Below are 19,100 nucleotides of genomic sequence, written 5' to 3'. Positions count from 1 at the left end.
CAGCTAGCCTGGGGGCGACCTTGTGGACCCCAGACAGATCAAGGAAGCGAATAAATGCATCGGACCCGTGGAAAGGTTTTCGGCGTCGTTGTTGCTCTCGCCGCCGCCGGACTGCTTGCCGCCTGTGGCAACAACGATTCGACCGCGACGAGCACGCCCACGCTGGCTCCGACCACGAGCAAGACGTCTGCGGCTCCCACCACGACGGCCGGCGGCGACAGCAGCCCGACCGATCAGGCCGCGCCGCAAACCTCTTCGGACGCCACGACGCCCGAGCGCCCGGCGCCGGTGCCGAGCCAGTTCCTCACCACGCCGAGCGGCACGCCCCCACTCACCGACCGTGACAAGACCTTCCTCGACGAGCTGAAGAAGCAGGGCATCACGCCCGCCGCCTCCGATATCGCGCTCACCGCAGGAAACCTGGTGTGCCAGGGCAAGTCCCAGGGCGCGACCGACGATCAGATCCTCACCTACGTCACCGCGATCGCCGGCTCCGATCCGTCCTTCGACCAGTCGAAGATGTCGGTCGAACAGGCGGGCAAGATCTACGTCGACGTCGCGACGAAGAGTTACTGCAACAAGTGACGACGCGACGCCGCTCCGGACGCCGGTCCAAGCCGGCGGGTTGCCTGCTGCTCATCGCCGCGATCGTGATCGTGATCATCGTGGCGCTGCTGCTCTGGTACCTGCTGGCGGGCCGGCTGCGGTTGCCGGGTCCCAAGCCGCCCGGGCCCAAGGAGCCGACCTCGCAGTCGGCCAATTGCCCGGACGTGCTCATGCTGGGCGTCCCGGGTACCTGGGAGTCGAGCAGCACCGACGATCCGTACAACCCGACCGCGAATCCGGCGTCGCTCATGCTGAACATCACCAATCCGGTGCGGGCGCAGTTCCCGAACAGCCGGGTCGAGGTCTACACGGTTCCCTACGTGGCGCAGTTCTCGAACCCGATCGCGCTGCCGCCGGATGGTCAGCAGTCCTACAACAACAGTCGTTCCGAGGGCACTCAGCGTGCCAATGAGAAGCTCACCGCGACCTATCACGACTGCCCGCTCACCAGCTATGTGATCGCGGGCTTCTCGCAGGGCGCGGTGATCGCCGGTGATGTGGCCGCGCAGATCGGTGCGGGCAAGGGACCGGTGCCCGCGAACAAGGTGCTGGGCGTGACCGTCATCGCCGACGGGCGTCGCGATCAGGGGCCGGGACAGGCCATCGAGATCGGGCAGCCGCCGGCCGGTGTGGGCGCGGAGGTCGCGTTGCGGGGGCTGAACGTGCCGGGCATCACCATGACCGGTCCGCGAGACGGCTTCGGCGACTTGGCGAATCGGACATTCACCATCTGTGCGCAGGGTGATCTCATCTGTGATTCCCCCAAGCAGGCACTCAACCCGCTCAATATCCTCGGCAGTGTCGGCACCCTCGTGAAGGCGGCGGGCAACCCTGTCCACAGCCTCTACAACGGCTTTGTCGTGGACGACAGCGGCACCACAGCAACTCAGTGGACGGTCAGCTGGGCCGATGGCCTGATTGAGAAGGCTCCGCATCCCGCGCACTCGTGAATTCCGACCGAGCCCCTAGTTTCGGGGTCTCGTTGTAGAGTGCTGCGAGGTTGTGGCCCCGGTTCGCTCGGTGTCCCAGCACCATCCGGACAGCCAGGAGCAGGTGTTCATGACAGCAGTCGCCGCACCCGCTCCGGGTGGTCGGCACATCCACCCGGACCACCCCCGGGAACCCCGGGTGCGGCAACTCACATCCTCGTCCCCCAGCGGGAGGGCTGCCCACCCAAAGCACCACATTCGCACCGGTGATCCCGTGGAAGCGAGTCTGGTGAGCTGGGATATGTTTAGCCGCTCCGGAGCATGGCAGGGTGGCTCCTCTGTAACATGACCCTGGTTTGAGTACATCTAGCCAATAGACGGTCACCGCGCAGACCGCAACAGAATTCTGCAGGTCGGCTTCGCGAGAAGCTTCCCGCGGGCGAAGAGTCGGGGCCTCACAGGTAACAGCGGCATCGTCGCCGCCCATGCCGCGTGTGCCTCGGAGGAGAAGAAGGAATGGACGAGACTTTCGACGATTACCTCGACGAAACGGGGAACATCACGATTCCCGAGGGGCGCACCCTCGTCGACTACGTCGAGAAGCACACCCACGGGAATGACGCCGATGATCTGGCTTACCGGTACATCGACTACTCACGCGAGAGCGACGGGGTCTACCAGGACCTCACGTGGAGTCAATTCGGCGTTCGGCTGCGCGCGGTAGCTGCACGACTTCAGCAGGTGACCAAGCGGGGTGATCGTGTCGCGATCCTGGCCCCGCAGGGCCTGGATTACGTCATCTCCTTCTTTGCCGCGATCTATGCGGGCACCATCTCGGTGCCCCTGTTCGATCCGGACGAGCCGGGCCACACCGATCGCCTGCACGCGGTGCTCGGTGACTGCGCGCCCGCGGCGATCCTGACGGCCAGCTCCTCCGCCGCTGGTGTTCGCCAGTTCTTCCGCGGGCTGCCGGCGGCGCAGCGGCCTCGCATCATCGCGGTGGACGCGATTCCCGACAGTGTCGGAGAGTCGTGGATCCGCCCCGATATCGCGGTCGACGATATCGCGTATCTGCAGTACACGTCGGGTTCGACACGCACCCCGGCGGGTGTCGAGATCACCCACCGCGGCGTCGGCACCAATGTGCTGCAGATGGTGAATGCGCTGGATCTGAACTGGAATTCGCGCGGCGTCACCTGGCTGCCGCTCTACCACGACATGGGTCTGCTGACGGTGATCCTGCCCGCCGTGGGCGGTAAGTACATCACCATCATGTCGCCGTCCGCGTTCGTGCGGCGGCCCTCGCGCTGGATCCAGGAACTGGCGGCCGTCTCCGACGGCGCCGGAACCTTCGCGGCCGCACCGAACTTCGCGTTCGAGCACGCCGCCGCGCGTGCCGTGCCGAAGAACGGCGAGTCGCTGGACCTCTCGAACGTGATCGGCCTGATCAACGGCTCGGAGCCGGTGACAACGGGTTCGATGAAGAAGTTCAACGAGGCGTTCGCGCCGTACGGTCTGCCCAAGACCGCGATCAAGCCCTGCTACGGCATGGCCGAGGCGACGCTGTTCGTCTCCGCCACCCGGCACGAGGACGAGGCGAAGGTCATCTACGTCGACCGCGTCGAGCTCAATGCCGGTCGCATCGTGAAGGTCGAGCAGGGCACGCCGGATTCCATCGCCCAGGTCTCCTGCGGCTATGTGGCGCTCTCGCAGTGGGGCGCCATCGTGGACCCCGAATCGGTCGATGCCCCCGAGGGCGCGACCGAACTGCCCGAGGGCCGGGTCGGCGAGATCTGGTTGCACGGCAACAATATCGGCATCGGCTACTGGGGTCGGGCCGAGGAGACCCAGAAGACCTTCCGCAACCGGATCGTCAACCGGGTCGCGGACGGCAGTCACGCCGAGGGTGTTCCGGCCGATGGCAATTGGCTGCGCACCGGCGATTACGGCGTGTACGTCGACGGCGAGCTCTATATCACCGGCCGCGTCAAGGATCTGGTGATCGTGGACGGCCGCAATCACTACCCGCAGGATCTGGAGTACTCCGCAGAGGAGGCCTCGAAGTCGCTGCGTCCCGGCTTCATCGCCGCGTTCTCGGTTCCGGCCAATCAGCTGCCCGCGGAAGTCTTCGAGTCGGACAGCCATTCGGGTCTGAAGTACGACGCGGACAACGGCTCCGAACAGCTGGTCATCGTGGCCGAGCGTGGCCCCGGCGCCGGTAAGGCCGATCCGGGTCCGATCACGGACGCGGTGCGTGGCGCGCTCTCGGCACGGCACGGTGTCACCGCACGGGACATCCTGCTCGTGACCGCGGGTTCGATCCCGCGCACCTCGAGCGGCAAGATCGCCCGTGCCGCCTGCAAGATGGCGTACCTGGACGGCACGCTGCGTGGTGGTTACACGCAGCAGGCCTTCCCCGATGCTCCTGACAAGGAGTGAGTCGGAGCATCTAACGTGGAGTGGCGCGGTCCGAACAGGTCCGCGCCATTCATGCATGAAGCGCCGCTCTCCACCGGAACGGCGAGAATCTCAATACTGCCGCGCACCGTACGCAGACAGGTAACTTGAGGAACTGATGGCTGAGAACGAGGGCACGTCCCCCACCCCGATGACCGATAACGCTCCCGCGGCGTCCGACGCCGTCGCGAAACCGGAACCCACCGGCGCGAACATGTCCGTGGGCGAGCTGCGGGAGTGGCTGCGCCGCTGGGTCTCCGACGCGACCGGACAGGCGCTCGAGCAGATCACCGTGGACCGGCCGATGGAAGAATTCGGCCTGGCCTCGCGGGATGCGCTCGCGCTCGGCGGCGATATCGAGGATCTGACGGGGATCGTCCTCAACGCGACCATCGTGTACCAGCACCCGACGATCGCTTCGCTGGCGGAGCGAATCATCAACGGGGAACCTGATCTTCCGGCCGAATCGGCCGATGATTCGTTCTATACCGCGGGATTCACGCCAGGCGAGGCGCATGACATCGCCATTGTCGGCTTGGCCACGCGTTTGCCGGGTGCGGGCGATACGCCCGAATCCACCTGGGACTTCCTGATCAATCGCGGTGACGGCATCCGTGATCTACCGGAGGGCCGCTGGTCCGAGTTCATGAGCGACCCGCGGGCGGCCGAGGCCATCGCGAACGCGAACACCAAGGGCGGTTACCTCGATCAAGAGGTGATCAAGGGCTTCGACGCCGAATTCTTCGCGACCTCGCCGGTCGAGGTCGAGCGCATGGATCCGCAGCAGCGGCTCATCATGGAGCTCACCTGGGAAGCGTTGGAGCACGCCAGAATTCCGGCGAACACGCTGAAGGGCGAGCCGGTCGGCGTATTCGTCGGCTCGGCGGGCAATGAATTCATGCTGATCGCGGCGCTGGGCGTCGGCAGCACGGAAGGCGACGAGAAGACGCCGCTGTCCGCCGAGGCGTACGGCATCATGGGCAGCGTTTCGGCCATCATCCCGAACCGCACCTCCTACTTCTTCGATTTCCGCGGTCCGTCCGTGTCCATCGATACCGCATGCTCGTCCTCGCTGGTTGCCGTGCACGATGCGGTGCGCGCACTGCGTACCGGCGATGCCGATCTGGCGCTGGCCGGTGGCGTGAACATGCTGCTCGCGCCGATGGCGACGCTCGGTTTCGACGCCAATGGTGGTGTGGCCAAGGACGGTCACATCAAGGCGTTCTCCGCGGACGGCGACGGCATGGTCCGTGCGGAGGGCGGCGCGCTGGTGGTGCTCAAGCGCCTGGCCGACGCCGAACGCGACGGCGACAAGATCTACGCCGTCGTCAAGGGCTCCGCTGTCAACAACGACGGCCGCTCCAACGGCATGCTCGCGCCGAACCCCGATGCCCAGGCCGAGGTGCTGCGCCGCGCCTACCGAGATGCCGGAATCGCGCCGTCCACCGTGGATTACATCGAGGCGCACGGCACCGGCACGCTGATCGGCGACCCGATCGAAGCGGACGCGCTGGCGCGTGTGGTCGGCCGCGGTCGTGAGGACGACAAGCCCGCCCTGCTCGGTTCAGCCAAGACCAACTTCGGCCATCTCGAGGGTGGCGCGGGTGCGGCCGCGCTTGCCAAGGTCGTTATGGCGTTGCAGCACAACGTTATTCCGCCGAACCTCGGCTTCTCGGCACCGAATCCGTATATTCCCTGGGACACCGCGCACCTGCAGGTTGTCGCCGAGCCCACCGAATTCCCGCGCTACAGCGGCACCGCCACCATCGGTGTATCCGGATTCGGTTTCGGTGGCACCAATGCGCACGTGGTCATTCAGGAGTACGTGCCCACGCCGGTCGCCCCGGAGGCTGTCGAAGCGAGCGCCGACCTCGATGACGAGGATACCGATGTGCTGGCCGAGGCCGAGCGCATTGTCACCGAGTCCGCACCGGAAGTTGTTGCACCGGAACCGGAATGGGTGAATCGTGAAGAGCCGCTGCCGCTGATCCTCCCGGTCTCGGCCTACCTGCCGTCGCGCCGCAAGCGTGCTGCGAAGGATCTGGCCGATTGGATGGAATCGGAAGCGGGACAGGCGACTCCGCTCGCCGATGTCGCGCGTTCGCTGGCCAAGCGCAATCATGGCCGTTCGCGCGGTGTGGTCATCGCAAAGACGCATGAAGAGGCCATCGCCGGTCTGCGTGCCATTGCCGAGGGCAAGCCGGGCACCGGCGTCTTCACCGCCGACTCCCCTTCCGCGCGCGGCGCGCTGTGGGTGATGGCCGGTTTCGGTGCGCAGCACCGGAAGATGGGCAAGCAGCTCTACAACGAGAATTCGATCTTCCGCAAGACCGTCGATCAGGTCGACGAGTACGTCATGGACGAGGCCGGGTACTCGGTCCGGGAGATCATCCTGGACGACGAGCAGGACTGGGATATCGGTACCGGCCAGGTCGGCACCTTCACCATCCAGCTGGGCCTGAACGCGATCCTGCGTGCGCACGGCGCACAGCCGGAGGGCGTGGTCGGCCATTCGCAGGGTGAGGTCGCGGGCGCGTACATTTCGGGCGGCCTGAACCTGGAGGACGCGGTGCGCGTCATCTGCGCGCGCTCGCGGCTCATGGCCGAGGGCGAGGCCATGATCACCGATGATCAGGTCCGCAATATGGCCCTGGTCGAGTACTCCACGGAGGCCATCCAGGAAGCCCTGGTGGACTTCCCGGACCTCGAGGTCGCCATCTACGCCGCGCCCACCAATACCGTGATCGGCGGCCCGCCGGATCAGGTGCACGCCATCGTGGCGCGCGCCGAGGCCGAGGGCAAGTTCGCGCGCGTGCTGCAGACCCGCGGCGCCGGCCACACCTCGCAGATGGATCCGCTGCTCGGCGAATTGGCTGCCGAGCTGGCCGGTTTGGAGCCGACGGTCCTCAAGCACGATCTGTACTCGACCGTCCGCAAGGACGGCGTGTTCCGCGCGGGTCACGCCGCGGTGCACGATGTGGACTACTGGGTCACCAATATGCGTGGCGCGGTGTACTTCACCAATGCCATTGCGCGGGCGGTGAATACCGGTATCACCACCTACCTGGAGCTGGCGCCGAACTCGGTGGCGCTCATGCAGGTCATGGGCACCACCTTCGCGGCCGGTGTGCACAATGCGGCGCTGATTCCGACGCTCAAGCGCAAGGAAGACGAATCCGCCGCGGTCATCTCGGCGCTGGCGCAGCTGTATGTGCAGGGCCACCGGGTGGACCTGTCCTCGCTGCTGCCCGACGGTGATTACGCACAGGTGCCGCGCACCGCGTTCCTGCGTAAGCAGTACTGGCCCAAGGTTTCGCTGTCCGCCGACTCCGGCAGCAGCCGGGCGCCGGGCGCGCATGTGGCGCTGCCGGACGGCCGCCACGTGTGGGAGGTACAGGCGAATCTTGTCACCGACCTCGGCGCGCTGGTGAATGCCGCTGCCGCACAGGTGCTTTCGGATGTCACGCTGGGCGCGTCCGTCGCGCACGGTGCGGTTCCGGCCGGCGGCACCCTCACCACCACGCTGACCCCGCACCCGGGTGGCGCGTCGGTATCCGTGCACGCGAAGGAAGGCAATGCCTTCCGCGCGCTGTTCGACGCCGTGGTCACCTCCGGTGCACCCCTGCCGGAATCCGTTGTGGCACAGCCGGTTGCGGCCATCGTCGCGGCTCCGGCCGCTGCCGAGCCGGCCGAGGTGCTCGGTGATCGCTGGAATCCCGAGGGCAGTCAGACCATCGAACAGCGCCTGGCGCTCATCGTCGCGGAGTCCATGGGCTACGCGGTCGAGGATCTGCCGATGGAGATCCCGCTCATGGAGCTGGGCCTCGATTCGCTGATGGCCATGCGCATCAAGAACCGCGTCGAATACGAATTCGACATCCCGCAGCTGCAGATCCAGGCGGTGCGCGATGCCAGCCTGCTCGAGGTCGGCAAGGTGCTGCGCTACGCCATCGAGAACCGTGCGCAGCTGGCGGAACTGGCCGCGCGCCAGGCCGCGGGCGAGGACATCTCGGTCGGCGGCGATATCGTCGCCGCGGCGCGCGCCGCCATGGCGGCGGGCACCGATCCGCTGGCGGCACTGCCCGGGGTGACCGAGAACGCGGTGCCGACGCTGGCCGATCGCCTGGATGTCGAGAACAGCGATGTGGTGGCGGAAGCCACCGAGATCGTGACGGAAGCTGAAGCCTCCGAATCGAATTCGCCGACCACCGAGGCAGACTTCGAGGACGCCCCGCCGCCGGCCGAGACCGATAAGGACAATGTTCCACCGCGTAATGCGCCGGAGCGCCTCGCCTTCGCCACCTGGGCGCTGGTGACCGGAAAGTCGGCGGGCGGCATCTTCAACCCGCTGCCCACACTGGACGACGCCACTTTCGACAAGCTGGTGGCGCGCCTGTCTGAGCGAGCGAAGGCACAGCTCGATCCCGCGGAGCTTCGTGCCTGCGAGACCATCGAGCAGATCTCGGACATCGTCGCGCAGTACCAGGAGAACGGTGACGATGTAGAGGGATTCGTGCGCACCCTGCGTGCGAAGGAAGCGGGCTCGAATGCCATCCCGGTCTTCGTGTTCCATCCGTCGGGCGGCAATACCCTCGTTTACGAACCGCTGCTGAAGCGGCTTCCGGCGGGGACTCCGATGTACGGCTTCGAACGCGTGGACGGTTCGATCGAAGAGCGTGCACGTCAGTACATTCCGGAGATTCGCAAGCGGCAGCCCGAGGGCCCGTACGTGTTCTACGGCTGGTCGCTCGGTGCGGTGTTCTCACTGACGGTCGCGCAGATCATGCGGGCCGAGGGCGCGGACGTGCGTTTGGTCGGCCTGATCGATCTGGCTGTTCCCACTGAGCCGGAAAGCAACGATCCGCAGGAGCGGGTCGAGCGGATGAAGCGCTTCCAGGGTTTCGCGCAGAAGACCTACGGCTTCAACGGTGAGCTGGATCAGGAACAGTTGGAAGAGCTGGCCGCTGCCTCCGATCAGGAGCAGATCGAGATCGTCTTCGAACTCATCAAGTTCGCCGGGGTCAAGATTCCGGGTGGTGTGCTCGAGCATCAGCGCACCTCGTGGATCGAAAGCCGTGAACTCCAGGCGGTGACCCCGTCGCGCTACGAAGGCGACGTGGTTCTCTACCTGGCCGATCGCTACCACGACGGAATGATCGAACTGGAACCGCGATTCGGCGAGCGCAAGCCGAATGGTGGCTGGGACGAGCACATTCCGAATCTGGAGGTCGTCCACATCCCGGGCGATCACCTGCAGATCATCGACGAGCCCCGCATCGGAGTCATCGGCGCCGACCTCACCAAGAAATTGTCCGAGATCGACACGCTTGCGAAATAGCCCCACTGCGAAACGGGTTCTGCGAAAGTAGGTTTCTGCCGAAGGGGAGGAGTCCAGTGAGCACTACCGCCGAGAAACTCGCAGACTTGCGACTGAAGCTGGAAGTCGCGAGAGAACCGGCGGGAGATGCGGGGGTCGCGAAGCGAGCCAAGAAGGGCATCCCTTCGGCTCGCGACCGCATCAAGATGCTGCTGGATCCGGGCACCTTCGTGGAAATCGGTGCGCTGGTGCGGAACCCGGGCGATAAGACGGCCCTCTACGGCGATGGCGTGGTCACCGGCCACGGCCTCGTCGAGGGGCGTCCGGTCGCGGTGTTCTCCCACGACCAGACCGTGTACGGCGGTTCGGTCGGGGAGGCCTTCGGGCGCAAGGTCGCCGGCATCATGGAGTTCGCGGCGAAGGTCGGCTGCCCCGTTGTCGGCATCAATGATTCCGGCGGCGCGCGGGTGCAGGAGGCGGTGACCTCACTGGCCTGGTACGCCGAACTGGGTCGTCGCCAGGAGCCGCTTTCCGGTCTGGTGCCGCAGATTTCGATGATCCTGGGCAAGTGCGCGGGCGGTGCGGTGTACGCCCCCATCAATACCGATGTCGTGGTGGCCACCGAAGAGGCCTATATGTTCGTCACCGGTCCCAAGGTGATTCGCGAGGTCACCGGTGAGGATGTCAGCCTCGAAGAGCTGGGCGGCGCGCACAGTCAAGCGCTGTACGGCAATATCCACCATGTCGCCAAAGATGAACTCGCAGCTTTCACTTGGGTTCGCGACTACCTCGGCTATCTGCCGTCCAGCTGCTCGGAGCTGCCGCCCATCGTGAACCCCGGCCTGGAGCCGGAGATCACCGATTCGGATCGCGAGCTGATCGCCCTCGTCCCCGATGCCGACAATGCCGGCTACGACATGTACGAGGTCCTGATCCGCATCTTCGATGACGGCGACTTCCACGAATTCGGCCAGTCCGCGGGCAAGAACGTCATCTGCGGCTTCGCCCGGGTGGACGGCCGCACCGTCGGCGTCGTGGCGAACCAGCCCCTGGTCTACGCCGGAGCCCTGGACGCCCGCGCCTCCGATAAGGCCGCGCACTTCGTCAGACTCTGCGACGCCTACGAAATCCCCCTGGTCTTCGTGGTCGACACCCCCGGCTTCCTACCCGGTGTCGAACAGGAGAAGATCGGCGTCATCAAACGCGGCGGCCGCTTCATCTTCTCCTTCGTGGAAGCCACCGTCCCGAAGGTGACGGTGGTGATCCGCAAGTCCTACGGCGGCGGCTATGCCGTCATGGGCTCCAAACAACTCGGCGCCGACGTCAACCTGGCCTGGCCCACCGCCCGCATCGCCGTCATGGGCGCCGAGAGCGCCGTAAGCCTCATCGGCGCAAAGTCTCTGGAGGCGGCCCCCGAAGCCGACCGAGCCGCCATGCGCCAGCAGATGATCGCCTTCTACAACGCCACCGTCGCCACCCCCTGGGTAGCAGCCGAACGCGGCTACATAGACGCGGTCATAGACCCCGCCACCACCCGCCTGGAAATCCGCAAGGCCCTCCACCTCCTCCGCGCCAAATCCGTCCCCCGCAACCCCCGCAAACACCACCTGCTGCCCCTCTGACACCTGTTCCGGCTGTTTCAGTCGAGGTGAAACACGGCTCGCCGATTGCTCGGAATCGGTCGGTCGGGTGGGGTGGATGTGAGAGCCTTCAGCTATGAGTAGCTCACCTAAGGCATTGCTCGAAGGCGGACCTGACGGGCTGGAGCAGCGGATTGTGCCTATTACGCCGCCGGGGATCGAACTGCGGGTGGCGCACGGTGGGGGGTACGAAAGGTTCAAGGTGACGCTGCGGTGGGAGGACACACCGGAGGGCAGTTTGCCGGTCTACGAATGGGTTTCTCACACCGAACACTGAGATATTCGCAGTGCGATGACTAGGCCGGAGCGGCGCGACGGATGGGTAGTCGCGTCGGAACCGGGTCATGCGAGAGGAAGCCGCCGATCTGGGGGTAGATCTCGTTCGGCTTCTCCATGACCAGCAGGTGTGAGGTGCCGGGAACGATGGCGAGCTGGGAATCGGGGATCGCCCGGTAGAGGGCGAGGGTGTGTTCCAGGGAGACCGAATCGTCGTCGCTCGCCATGACGAGCGTGGGCGTCGAAATCGAATGCAGGTCCTCGGGGGTGAGGTCGGGCTGCGTCTCCCACATTTCGGCCAGTTTGCGCGCGACGATCGGGAAATGGTCTTCCCCGTCGGGGGATACCTCGCCGTAATTCGCGGCCAGGTAGCGCAGTGTCTCCGGATCTTCGAAACCGTCGAGCACGCCGGGCAGAATGCCGTCGTAGTGGAAGTTTCCACTGATCAGCACGAGTTTGCGAACCAGGTCCGGGCGGCGCAGCGCGACCAGCAGCGCGACATTCGCGCCATCGCCGTGGCCGATCAGATGTGCGGGTTCGCCGACCACCTTCTCCAGGAAGGCGATGGTGTCCTCGGCCATTACGTCGTAGGACAGCGGACCTTCGACATCGGGGGTGTGCCCGTGCCCGCGGCGATCGGTCTTGTACACCCGGAAGCGCCCGACCAGGGAGGGCATGGCCGGTGCGAACATTCGCGCATCGACGAAGGAGCCGTGCAGCAGCACCACCGATTCGCCGTCACCGTGGACGTCGTACCAGGTTGCTACGTCGCCGAGTTGAATGTTCACCATGACACCAGTCTCCCGGTTGACGTGGGTCACACCCACAACGGGTGGCAGGAACCGTGCGGCCGGGAAGACCGGAACCGCGCGGCCGGGAAGAAACGGCAGCGGCCGCCGGCATGATGCCGGCGGCCGCCACAGTTTTGATCAGTGCCTGGAACAGTCGATCAGTGCCTAGAACACCCGGAGCCTGCCGGGCGACCAGAACCCGGACCGGTTGGCCGTGCCGGTGTCCAGCTCGGCCGCCTTGGCCGGGTAGTACGGCTCGTACTTCTCCAGCGAACCCCAGTCCCGTCCCCAGTTGTCCTTCAGATACGTCGGGATGGTCTTGGAGTCGGCCAGCATTTCGGTGAAGCCCAGCGGTCCGCCGTTCTCCTCGGCCTGCCAGGTGTCGGTGGAGCTGACCGCGAGCGGCCGGTCCGGCAGGATGCGGTAGTTCGGGACCTCGGCCACGCCGTAGCGGTGGTCGAAGGGCCGCTGGCACGGGAATTGCAGGCCGACCGCCCAGTCCTCCAGGATCGGCTGCTCGGAACCGAGGAAGCTGTTGAGCGACTGCACCTTCGGCACCCGCGGCGGGGTGAAGGCCAGCCACTGATCGCCGATGAGAATCGGGTCGATGGCGTGGATGCGGATGACATCGGTGCCGCTGGGCAGCGCGTCCATCGGGACCCGCAGATTGCGCCAGGACGGCGCCGGGCCGATATCGAACGGCCGGTAGTTGCCGGGCAGTTCGGAGACGCTGCCGTCCGGGTTCTGATGCCCGTACTCGACCAGCAGGGTCTGGCCGTAGGTCATATTGCCGGTCTCGTCGTAGGACATGATGCGGCCCGCCGCCGAGATGACGATGAGCGGTGAATCAGGCGACCGCGCAGGCAGTTTGTACCAGCTGGAGATGAGGGTGGCGGGCTGCTGCACGCCGTCCTGCCAGCTGCCCATGACCGGTGTGGTGGCCGGGTCCAGGCCGTACGGCAGTGCCACGGTCGAGCCGTTGACGCCCTCGGCGCCCTTGCCGCCGCCGGTGCCGGCGTTCTGGCCCTTCTCGAAGGCGGGCCCGACGGTCTGATTGGAGGTATTGCCGGTGCCCGGCTTCACCTCGACGCTGTCGGCGTCGATCTTGTCGGGAACACCGTTGGGGGAGAAGCCGACCGGATCGGCGCCGGACAGCGGATCGCCGTTCAGCGGCGGATGCGCCGGATCGATGACCGGCTGCAGATTGCCGCCGTTCGGATTCGGTTCCACCAGAACATCATTGGCGAGACCGCAGCTCTTCCCGGAGAGTGCGTCGAAGTTGGACCGCGCCAGCGAGTACGCCGGGTACTGCGCGACCGCACCCTTGACCAGCGAGAGCACTTCGAACGCCACCATGAGTGCGGCGACGACGGTCAGCGGGATGGCGGCGAAACGGCGAACCCGCTTGCCGCGCTGGGTCTTTCCGTTCTCCATGGGCTTGGCATAGCCCTCGCGCAGCGACTGCCATCCGACCACCGCCAGCGCCAGCCCGAACAGCAGCAGGATGAGCGTATTGGCCTCGTGCCCGTGCAGCGAGACGCGCTTGTCGTACCACGGCACGCCGTAGCTGGACACGTACCAGTAGCCGTTGATGCCGGAGAACGCGAGCGCGAGCGTGAACATGAGCCCGGCGAGGAAGACCGACCGGTTCTTGCGCGACCGCAAGGCCGTGGCCGACACCGCGACCGCGGTCACCGCCGCCAGCGCACCCGCGATGCCCGCATAGGACCCGAAGTGGTGTGTCCACTTGGTCGGGTTGAACATCATGAAGAAGATGGTTCCGAACACCACGCCCAGCAGTCGCCAGGTCGGCCCGGAGGCGATGCCCGGCACCTGCCGTCGCCGCAGCAGCACCAGCAGCGTGGTGATGAGGCACAGGATCATGACGAGGAAGGCGAACCGCCGTGACAGCGAACCGTCCACGGTTTCCACGAACAGGTAGTAGTAGCGCAGGTAGTCCTCGTACCAGGCCAAGTTGGGCCCGATGTTCTGGCGGACCCGGTTGGCTTCCATGATCCCGGCGTAGGTCTGATCGCCGAAAACGACCGACACCACGAGGAATCCGGCCGCGGCTATCGGCGCCAGCAGCGCGACGTCACCGAACTGTTTGCGCCGCCGCACCACGATCTTGACCAGCGGGCGGATACCGGCGAGCAGCGCCGCCACACACATGAGGCCGGTCGGGGCCGCCGCCAGCGTGAACGCCGCGACCAGCACCGCGACCGCCGCGGGCAGCAATCGTGAAGTGGCAATGGCCCTTTCGATGGAGACCCAGGTCAGCAGCGCGCCCAGCGCGACGATGGGCTCCGAGCGCAGGCCGTTGTTGTAGGGCAGCCAGAAGGCCAGGAACACCAGGCCGCCGGTCCACAGCGCCACCTTGGAGGTCGCGACCCCGCGCCCGAGCCGGGGCACCACCTCGCGGCTGATGACCAGCCAGCAGAGAATGCCGCACAGCAGCGCGGGAATTCGCACCCACGGGCTCGCGGTGGAGATTTCGGCGAAGGCCTGGATCACGTAGTAGTACCAGCCGAACGGCGCCTCCGGCACGCCGAACCAGCGGAAGTAGTTGGCGATGTAGCCCGCGTGCGGAGCGACCCGCACCATGGTGAGGATGTAGCCGTCGTCGGAGGTGTTGGCGCCCACGAAATGCCACAGTGTCAGCGTGCCGATAATGCCGCCGTCCGCCCAGGTCGGCTTCAGCCAGTGCCGCGGGAAGATGCGCCGGTGCCCGCGCCCGTCACTGGTGTCGAGCGCGGCGAGCGCGCCCATGGCCAGCAGCGTGAGCAGTGCGGCCGCGACCATGGCGACCCACTTGAGCACGGTCGGGCTGGAGGAGAACCGCGAGTCCACGTTCATGTGGAACGAAAGGCCCTGCGGTACGCCGCCTTTCATATCGGTGTAGACGCCGACCACCTGCGGCCGCAGATCGCCGAGCAGCTGCCCGTCGACCGGCGCGGTGACCATTTCGCGGCCGCCGTCCGCGGTGGTCTTCTCCACGCTGTGGGTGAGCCCGTCGAATTTCGCGTAGGTGCGTTTGTCGTCGGAGGTGATGACGATCTGCGAGCAGTCGCTCATCTCGGATCGCTGCGCCGACGCCACGACGGCATTGCGATCGAGCACGTCGACGGTCTCGCCGGACACCCGGACGAACAGCCCCTCCAGATCCGCGCCCTTGCCCTGTGGCGGCGCGGTGGCCAGCAGGATGCCGCCGCGCGGATCCAACTGCTGCACCGCACTACACGGAATGGTGGCCGAAAGATCGAGCGGCACCTGCGACATCAGCGGTGCGTCGACATTGCCCAGCGTCCCGCCCTGCGGCCAGTTCACCGCCGCCGTGGTCTGCACGACGGGCAGGAACGGCGTCGCCAGGGCGAACAGCGCTCCCAGCACACCGGCGACGATCGCGATCAACTTCGCGGTGCGATAGTCACGCGGCGTCGCCGTCGCAGTGGGCGGCGTTGGCGGTTTGCTCAGGACAGCGGAGGCGTCGGGCACGATTGCAGATCGTATAGGCTCCCCCGCCTCCGCTGCCCCGCCTCCCCGAACCTTTAGCGCGTGGTCTGGGAGCCATTGACTGTAGGGGACGCGTGCCGCCGCTCAGGGACCGAGCCGATTTCGGGGGTACCCCCGGAGTTACCCCGAACTTGCGAGATCAGTTCCGCCTCTCCGAACCTTTGGCGCGCAGGTGGGAGCCGCAATAGTCCCATTCGCGTGCTTGCGGTCAGGTGCCACACCGGTTTCGGGGGTACCCCGGGAGTTACCCGGATCTTGCGAGATCAGGCGTCGCCTTTACCGAGCCCGGATCGGCGCATCCTTCGCGAGACCCGAACGGGTCTGCACTGTCACCGACAACTGTGCGGGCTTGGCGTCCGGGGCGTACGGGCTGTACTTCTCCAGCGACCCCCAGTCCCGTCCCCAGTCGTGGTTCAGGTACGACGGAATGCTCTCCGACTTCAGCAGCAGCCCTGTCCATCCGAGCGGTCCGCCGCCGATATCGTCCTGCCACGCGTTCGAGGCGTCCGCGCCGACCCGGTCGGGCAGGATGCGCCAGTCCGGCACCTCGGCGACGCCGTCGTGGTGATCGAACGGCCGCTGGCAGGGGAAGGCGAGTCCGACGTGCCAGTCCTCGAGCACCGGATCGGTATGGCCGACAAGGCTGTTCAGCGATTCCAGCCGGGGCAGCCGGGGCGGGGTGACGGCCAGCCACTGCTTGGGCGTGATGTCCGGGTCATTGGCGACCAGTCGAACGCTGTTGGCGCCCAAGGGAATCTGGTCCAGCGGGACCCGCAGATTGCGCCAGGACGGGTTCGGCCCGATATCGGTGGGCCGGATGCGGCCCACATTCGTCATGCTGCCGTCGGCGGCGCGGGTGCCGTATTCGACGAACAGGTCTTGACCGTAGGTTTCCACACCGTCCTTGGTGAAGGAGCGGATGCGGCCGGCCGCGGTCACGATGAGCACCTTGTAGGCGGGATCATTGCGCACGCTGTCGGACAGATCGACCTTGTACCAGTTGGTGGTCAGCTTGGCCGGATTCTGCTCGTCGGCGGTGTAACTGCCCAGCACCGGTGTGCGCGCCGGGTCCAGTCCGAACGGCAGGGCGACGGTGCTGCCGTTGAGGCCGGCCTGTGCGTCGGTGCCGCCGCCGGTGCCCGCTCCGGTGGTGTTCGTGGTCTTGTTGCTGGAGTTCTTGCCCACCGAGTTGGCCCCGCCGCTGACCGTCTCCTCCGCATCGGCGGTGAGGTCGGTGGCGACGCCGTTGGCGGTGAATCCGGTGTTGTCCGCGGACAATCCGTCGGCGGCCGCGCCGGTCCACGGTTGCAGCAGGGAGTCGGCGGTATTCGTCTCCACCAGCACGTCATTGGCGAGTGCGCACGAATCCCCGGTCATCGCATCGAAATTCGATTTGGCGATGGAGTAGGCCGGGTACTGGGTGACGGCCGCCTTGGCGAGCGAGGCGACCTCGAAGAGCACCAGCAGCGCCGCCGCGATGGTGAGCGGCATGCTCGCGAACTTATCGAAGGCGCGCACCGGCTTCGGATGGGTGAACGGTTCCCGATAGTGCTGGTACGCGGCAATGAGCAGGCACAGGATGGCCAGCCCCAGGAACAGCGTGGACAGACCCTTGCCCGCGATGAGCGGCGCCTTGTCGAACCACGGCACGCCGTAGCTGGACACATACCACCAGCCGTTGGGCCCGGTGAAGGTGATGGCCAGCAGGAAGAACACCGCCGCCGTGAACAGCGTGCGATTGCGTGGTGAGCGAATCCCGTTGACGCCCACCGCGACCGCGGCCAGCGCGGCCACCGATCCGGCGAGTCCGGCGTACACGCCGAAGTGGTGCGTCCACTTGGTGGGCGTGAACATCATCAGGAACAGCGACATGAAGACGATGCCGAGTATGCGCGCCGCCGGCCCGCGCGCGGTGCCCGGAATGCGACCGTTCTTGCGCAGCATGACCATGACGCAGACGAGCAGGCACAGCAGCATGGCGAGAATGCCGAACCGCCGGGCGAGCGAGCCGTCGGGGGAGAGCATGAGCAGCGAATCCCAGCGGGTGCGCTCGTCGAACCACGCCACATTCGGGCCGATGAGGGTGCGAACCCGCGTCGCCTCCAGAACCGAGGCGAGCGTCTGATCGCCGAAAACGACCACCAGCACCAGGGTTCCGGCCGCGATGCCCGGCGCGAAGAGCGCGCCGTAGCGCAGCAGCGCCGAACCCGTGCCCTTGGCCTGCTTCAGGATCGCCAGCAGCACCGGCCGTGATCCGGCGATGAGCGCGGCGAGGCAGATGAGCCCGGTCGGACCGGCCGCCAGCGAGAACGCCGCGATGAGCACGGCGATCGCGGCGGGCAGCAGTCGCCCGGTGGCAATGGCGCGTTCGATGGAGCACCAGGTCAGCACCGCACCCGCGGCAATGAGCGGTTCGGGCCGCAGGCCGTTGTCGTACGGCATCCAGGCCGCCAGAAAGACCAGTGCCGCAGTCCATACCGCGACATTGTCGCGCCGCACCCGGGCGCCGAGCCGGGGCAGTATCTCCCGGCTGATCACCAGCCAGCAGACGATTCCGGCCAGCAGCGACGGCAGTCGTATCCACGGGCTGGAGTCGCTGATCCGGGTCATCCAGGACAGCACCTCGTACGGCCAGCCGAACGGCGCCTCGGCCACGCCGAACCAGCGGTAGTAGTTGGCCATGTAGCCCGAAACCTTCGAGGCCCGGGCCATATTCAGGATGTAGCCGTCATCGGAGGTGTTCGCGCCGATGAAGTGCCACACCACCAGCGTCCCCAGCACCGCCGCATCGGCGAGGCGGAAACGCCACCAGTGCGCGGGCAGGAACCGCCGTGCGCGCCGCCCGTCCCGATTGTCGAGCAGGTGCAGCATGTACATGGCGAGCAGCGTGCAGAGCACCGCGCCGATGGTCGCGCCGCGTTTGATCCAGCTCGGGCTGGAGGTGAAGCGCGCGTCGATATCGGCCGTCGCCACGGCGGTCCCGATCTGCTGCCGGTTCAGATCGGTGAACATGCCGACCACCTGCGGCCGGGTATCGCCGTTCACCTTGCCCGCGAACGGAGTTCCGTCCTGCCGGGTGACGCCGCTGAGCTGCACCTGGGTCGCGGTCGCATCCGAGTGCAGGACCAGCGATCCGCAACTCTGGACATCGGCGACCGGAACCGACAGCAAGGGGATGAGGCGCAGCAGCACCGACAGCGTGCGCCCCTTCTCGGGCACATCCTCGACCTTGATGACCAGACCCTTGCTCACCGCCTGCCCCGAAGCTGCCGGGACGGTGGAGAAGAGCGTGCCGCTGGGCAGATCCGCCAGCACCTGGCAGGGCAGATTCACGTCCAGGGTCAGCGGCACGTACGACACCAGCGGCGCGGCGATGTTCGGCGTATCCCCCTGCGGCCAGTGCAGGGTGGGCCGGTCCTGATTTACCGGCAGAATCGGCGTCAACACCGCCAGCAGAATTCCGAGAATTCCGGATACCACGGCAATGAGTCGGATTCGCTGAAACGCTCGGGTGTCTTCGCGCACGGTGTCCGATGCTATCCACCCTCGTCCCGGACATCCCCCGCGACTC

General features: G+C 66.5%; 9 protein-coding genes. 6 read left to right on the top strand and 3 right to left on the bottom strand.

The genetic code is table 11. The features are described from left to right. Positions 1-54 precede the first annotated feature (54 nt). From OG716_RS30645 to OG716_RS30620, 6 genes are all read left to right on the top strand, one after another. Positions 55-585, top strand: coding sequence for a DUF732 domain-containing protein (locus OG716_RS30645; RefSeq protein ID WP_355125545.1), 531 nt, complete (start codon positions 55-57; stop codon positions 583-585). Then, positions 582-1,556, top strand: a complete 975-nt coding sequence (locus OG716_RS30640) for a cutinase family protein (RefSeq protein WP_405133979.1) — start codon at positions 582-584, stop codon at positions 1,554-1,556. Before OG716_RS30645 ends, OG716_RS30640 begins: the two co-directional genes overlap by 4 nt. Before the next feature lie 495 nt (positions 1,557-2,051). Further along, positions 2,052-3,974, top strand: a complete 1,923-nt coding sequence (gene fadD32 / locus OG716_RS30635) for a long-chain-fatty-acid--AMP ligase FadD32 (RefSeq protein WP_405133978.1) — start codon at positions 2,052-2,054, stop codon at positions 3,972-3,974. A 136-nt stretch (positions 3,975-4,110) separates the two neighbouring features. Next, a complete protein-coding gene (gene pks13, locus OG716_RS30630; protein WP_405133977.1) occupies positions 4,111-9,330 on the top strand; it encodes a polyketide synthase Pks13 in 5,220 nt (1,739 codons plus the stop codon). Between the two features lie 56 nt (positions 9,331-9,386). After that, positions 9,387-10,931 (top strand): acyl-CoA carboxylase subunit beta, encoded by a 1,545-nt coding sequence (locus OG716_RS30625; RefSeq protein WP_405133976.1) that lies wholly within the window; start codon positions 9,387-9,389, stop codon positions 10,929-10,931. A 94-nt stretch (positions 10,932-11,025) separates the two neighbouring features. Beyond that, on the top strand, positions 11,026-11,226 hold the full coding sequence (locus OG716_RS30620) for a DUF5988 family protein (protein WP_405133975.1): 201 nt from the start codon (positions 11,026-11,028) through the stop codon (positions 11,224-11,226). A 19-nt stretch (positions 11,227-11,245) separates the two neighbouring features. On the opposite strand, the gene OG716_RS30615 is transcribed toward OG716_RS30620, so the two are convergent. From OG716_RS30615 to OG716_RS30605, 3 genes are all read right to left on the bottom strand, one after another. After that, complete coding sequence (locus OG716_RS30615) at positions 11,246-12,016, bottom strand: alpha/beta fold hydrolase (RefSeq protein ID WP_405133974.1); 771 nt, start codon at positions 12,014-12,016, stop codon at positions 11,246-11,248. Between the two features lie 165 nt (positions 12,017-12,181). Beyond that, positions 12,182-15,511: an arabinosyltransferase domain-containing protein gene (locus OG716_RS30610; RefSeq protein WP_405133973.1), complete on the bottom strand. Its 3,330-nt coding sequence runs from the start codon at positions 15,509-15,511 to the stop codon at positions 12,182-12,184. 294 nt (positions 15,512-15,805) lie between these two features. Beyond that, on the bottom strand, positions 15,806-19,069 hold the full coding sequence (locus OG716_RS30605; protein WP_405140018.1) for an arabinosyltransferase domain-containing protein: 3,264 nt from the start codon (positions 19,067-19,069) through the stop codon (positions 15,806-15,808). Between the last annotated feature and the right edge of the window lie 31 nt (positions 19,070-19,100).

Source organism: Nocardia sp. NBC_01388, from assembly GCF_045040085.1.
GTDB lineage: Bacteria > Actinomycetota > Actinomycetes > Mycobacteriales > Mycobacteriaceae > Nocardia.
The sequence above is the reverse complement of the archived record's forward strand: the minus strand, read 5'-3'. Positions and strand labels throughout refer to the sequence as shown.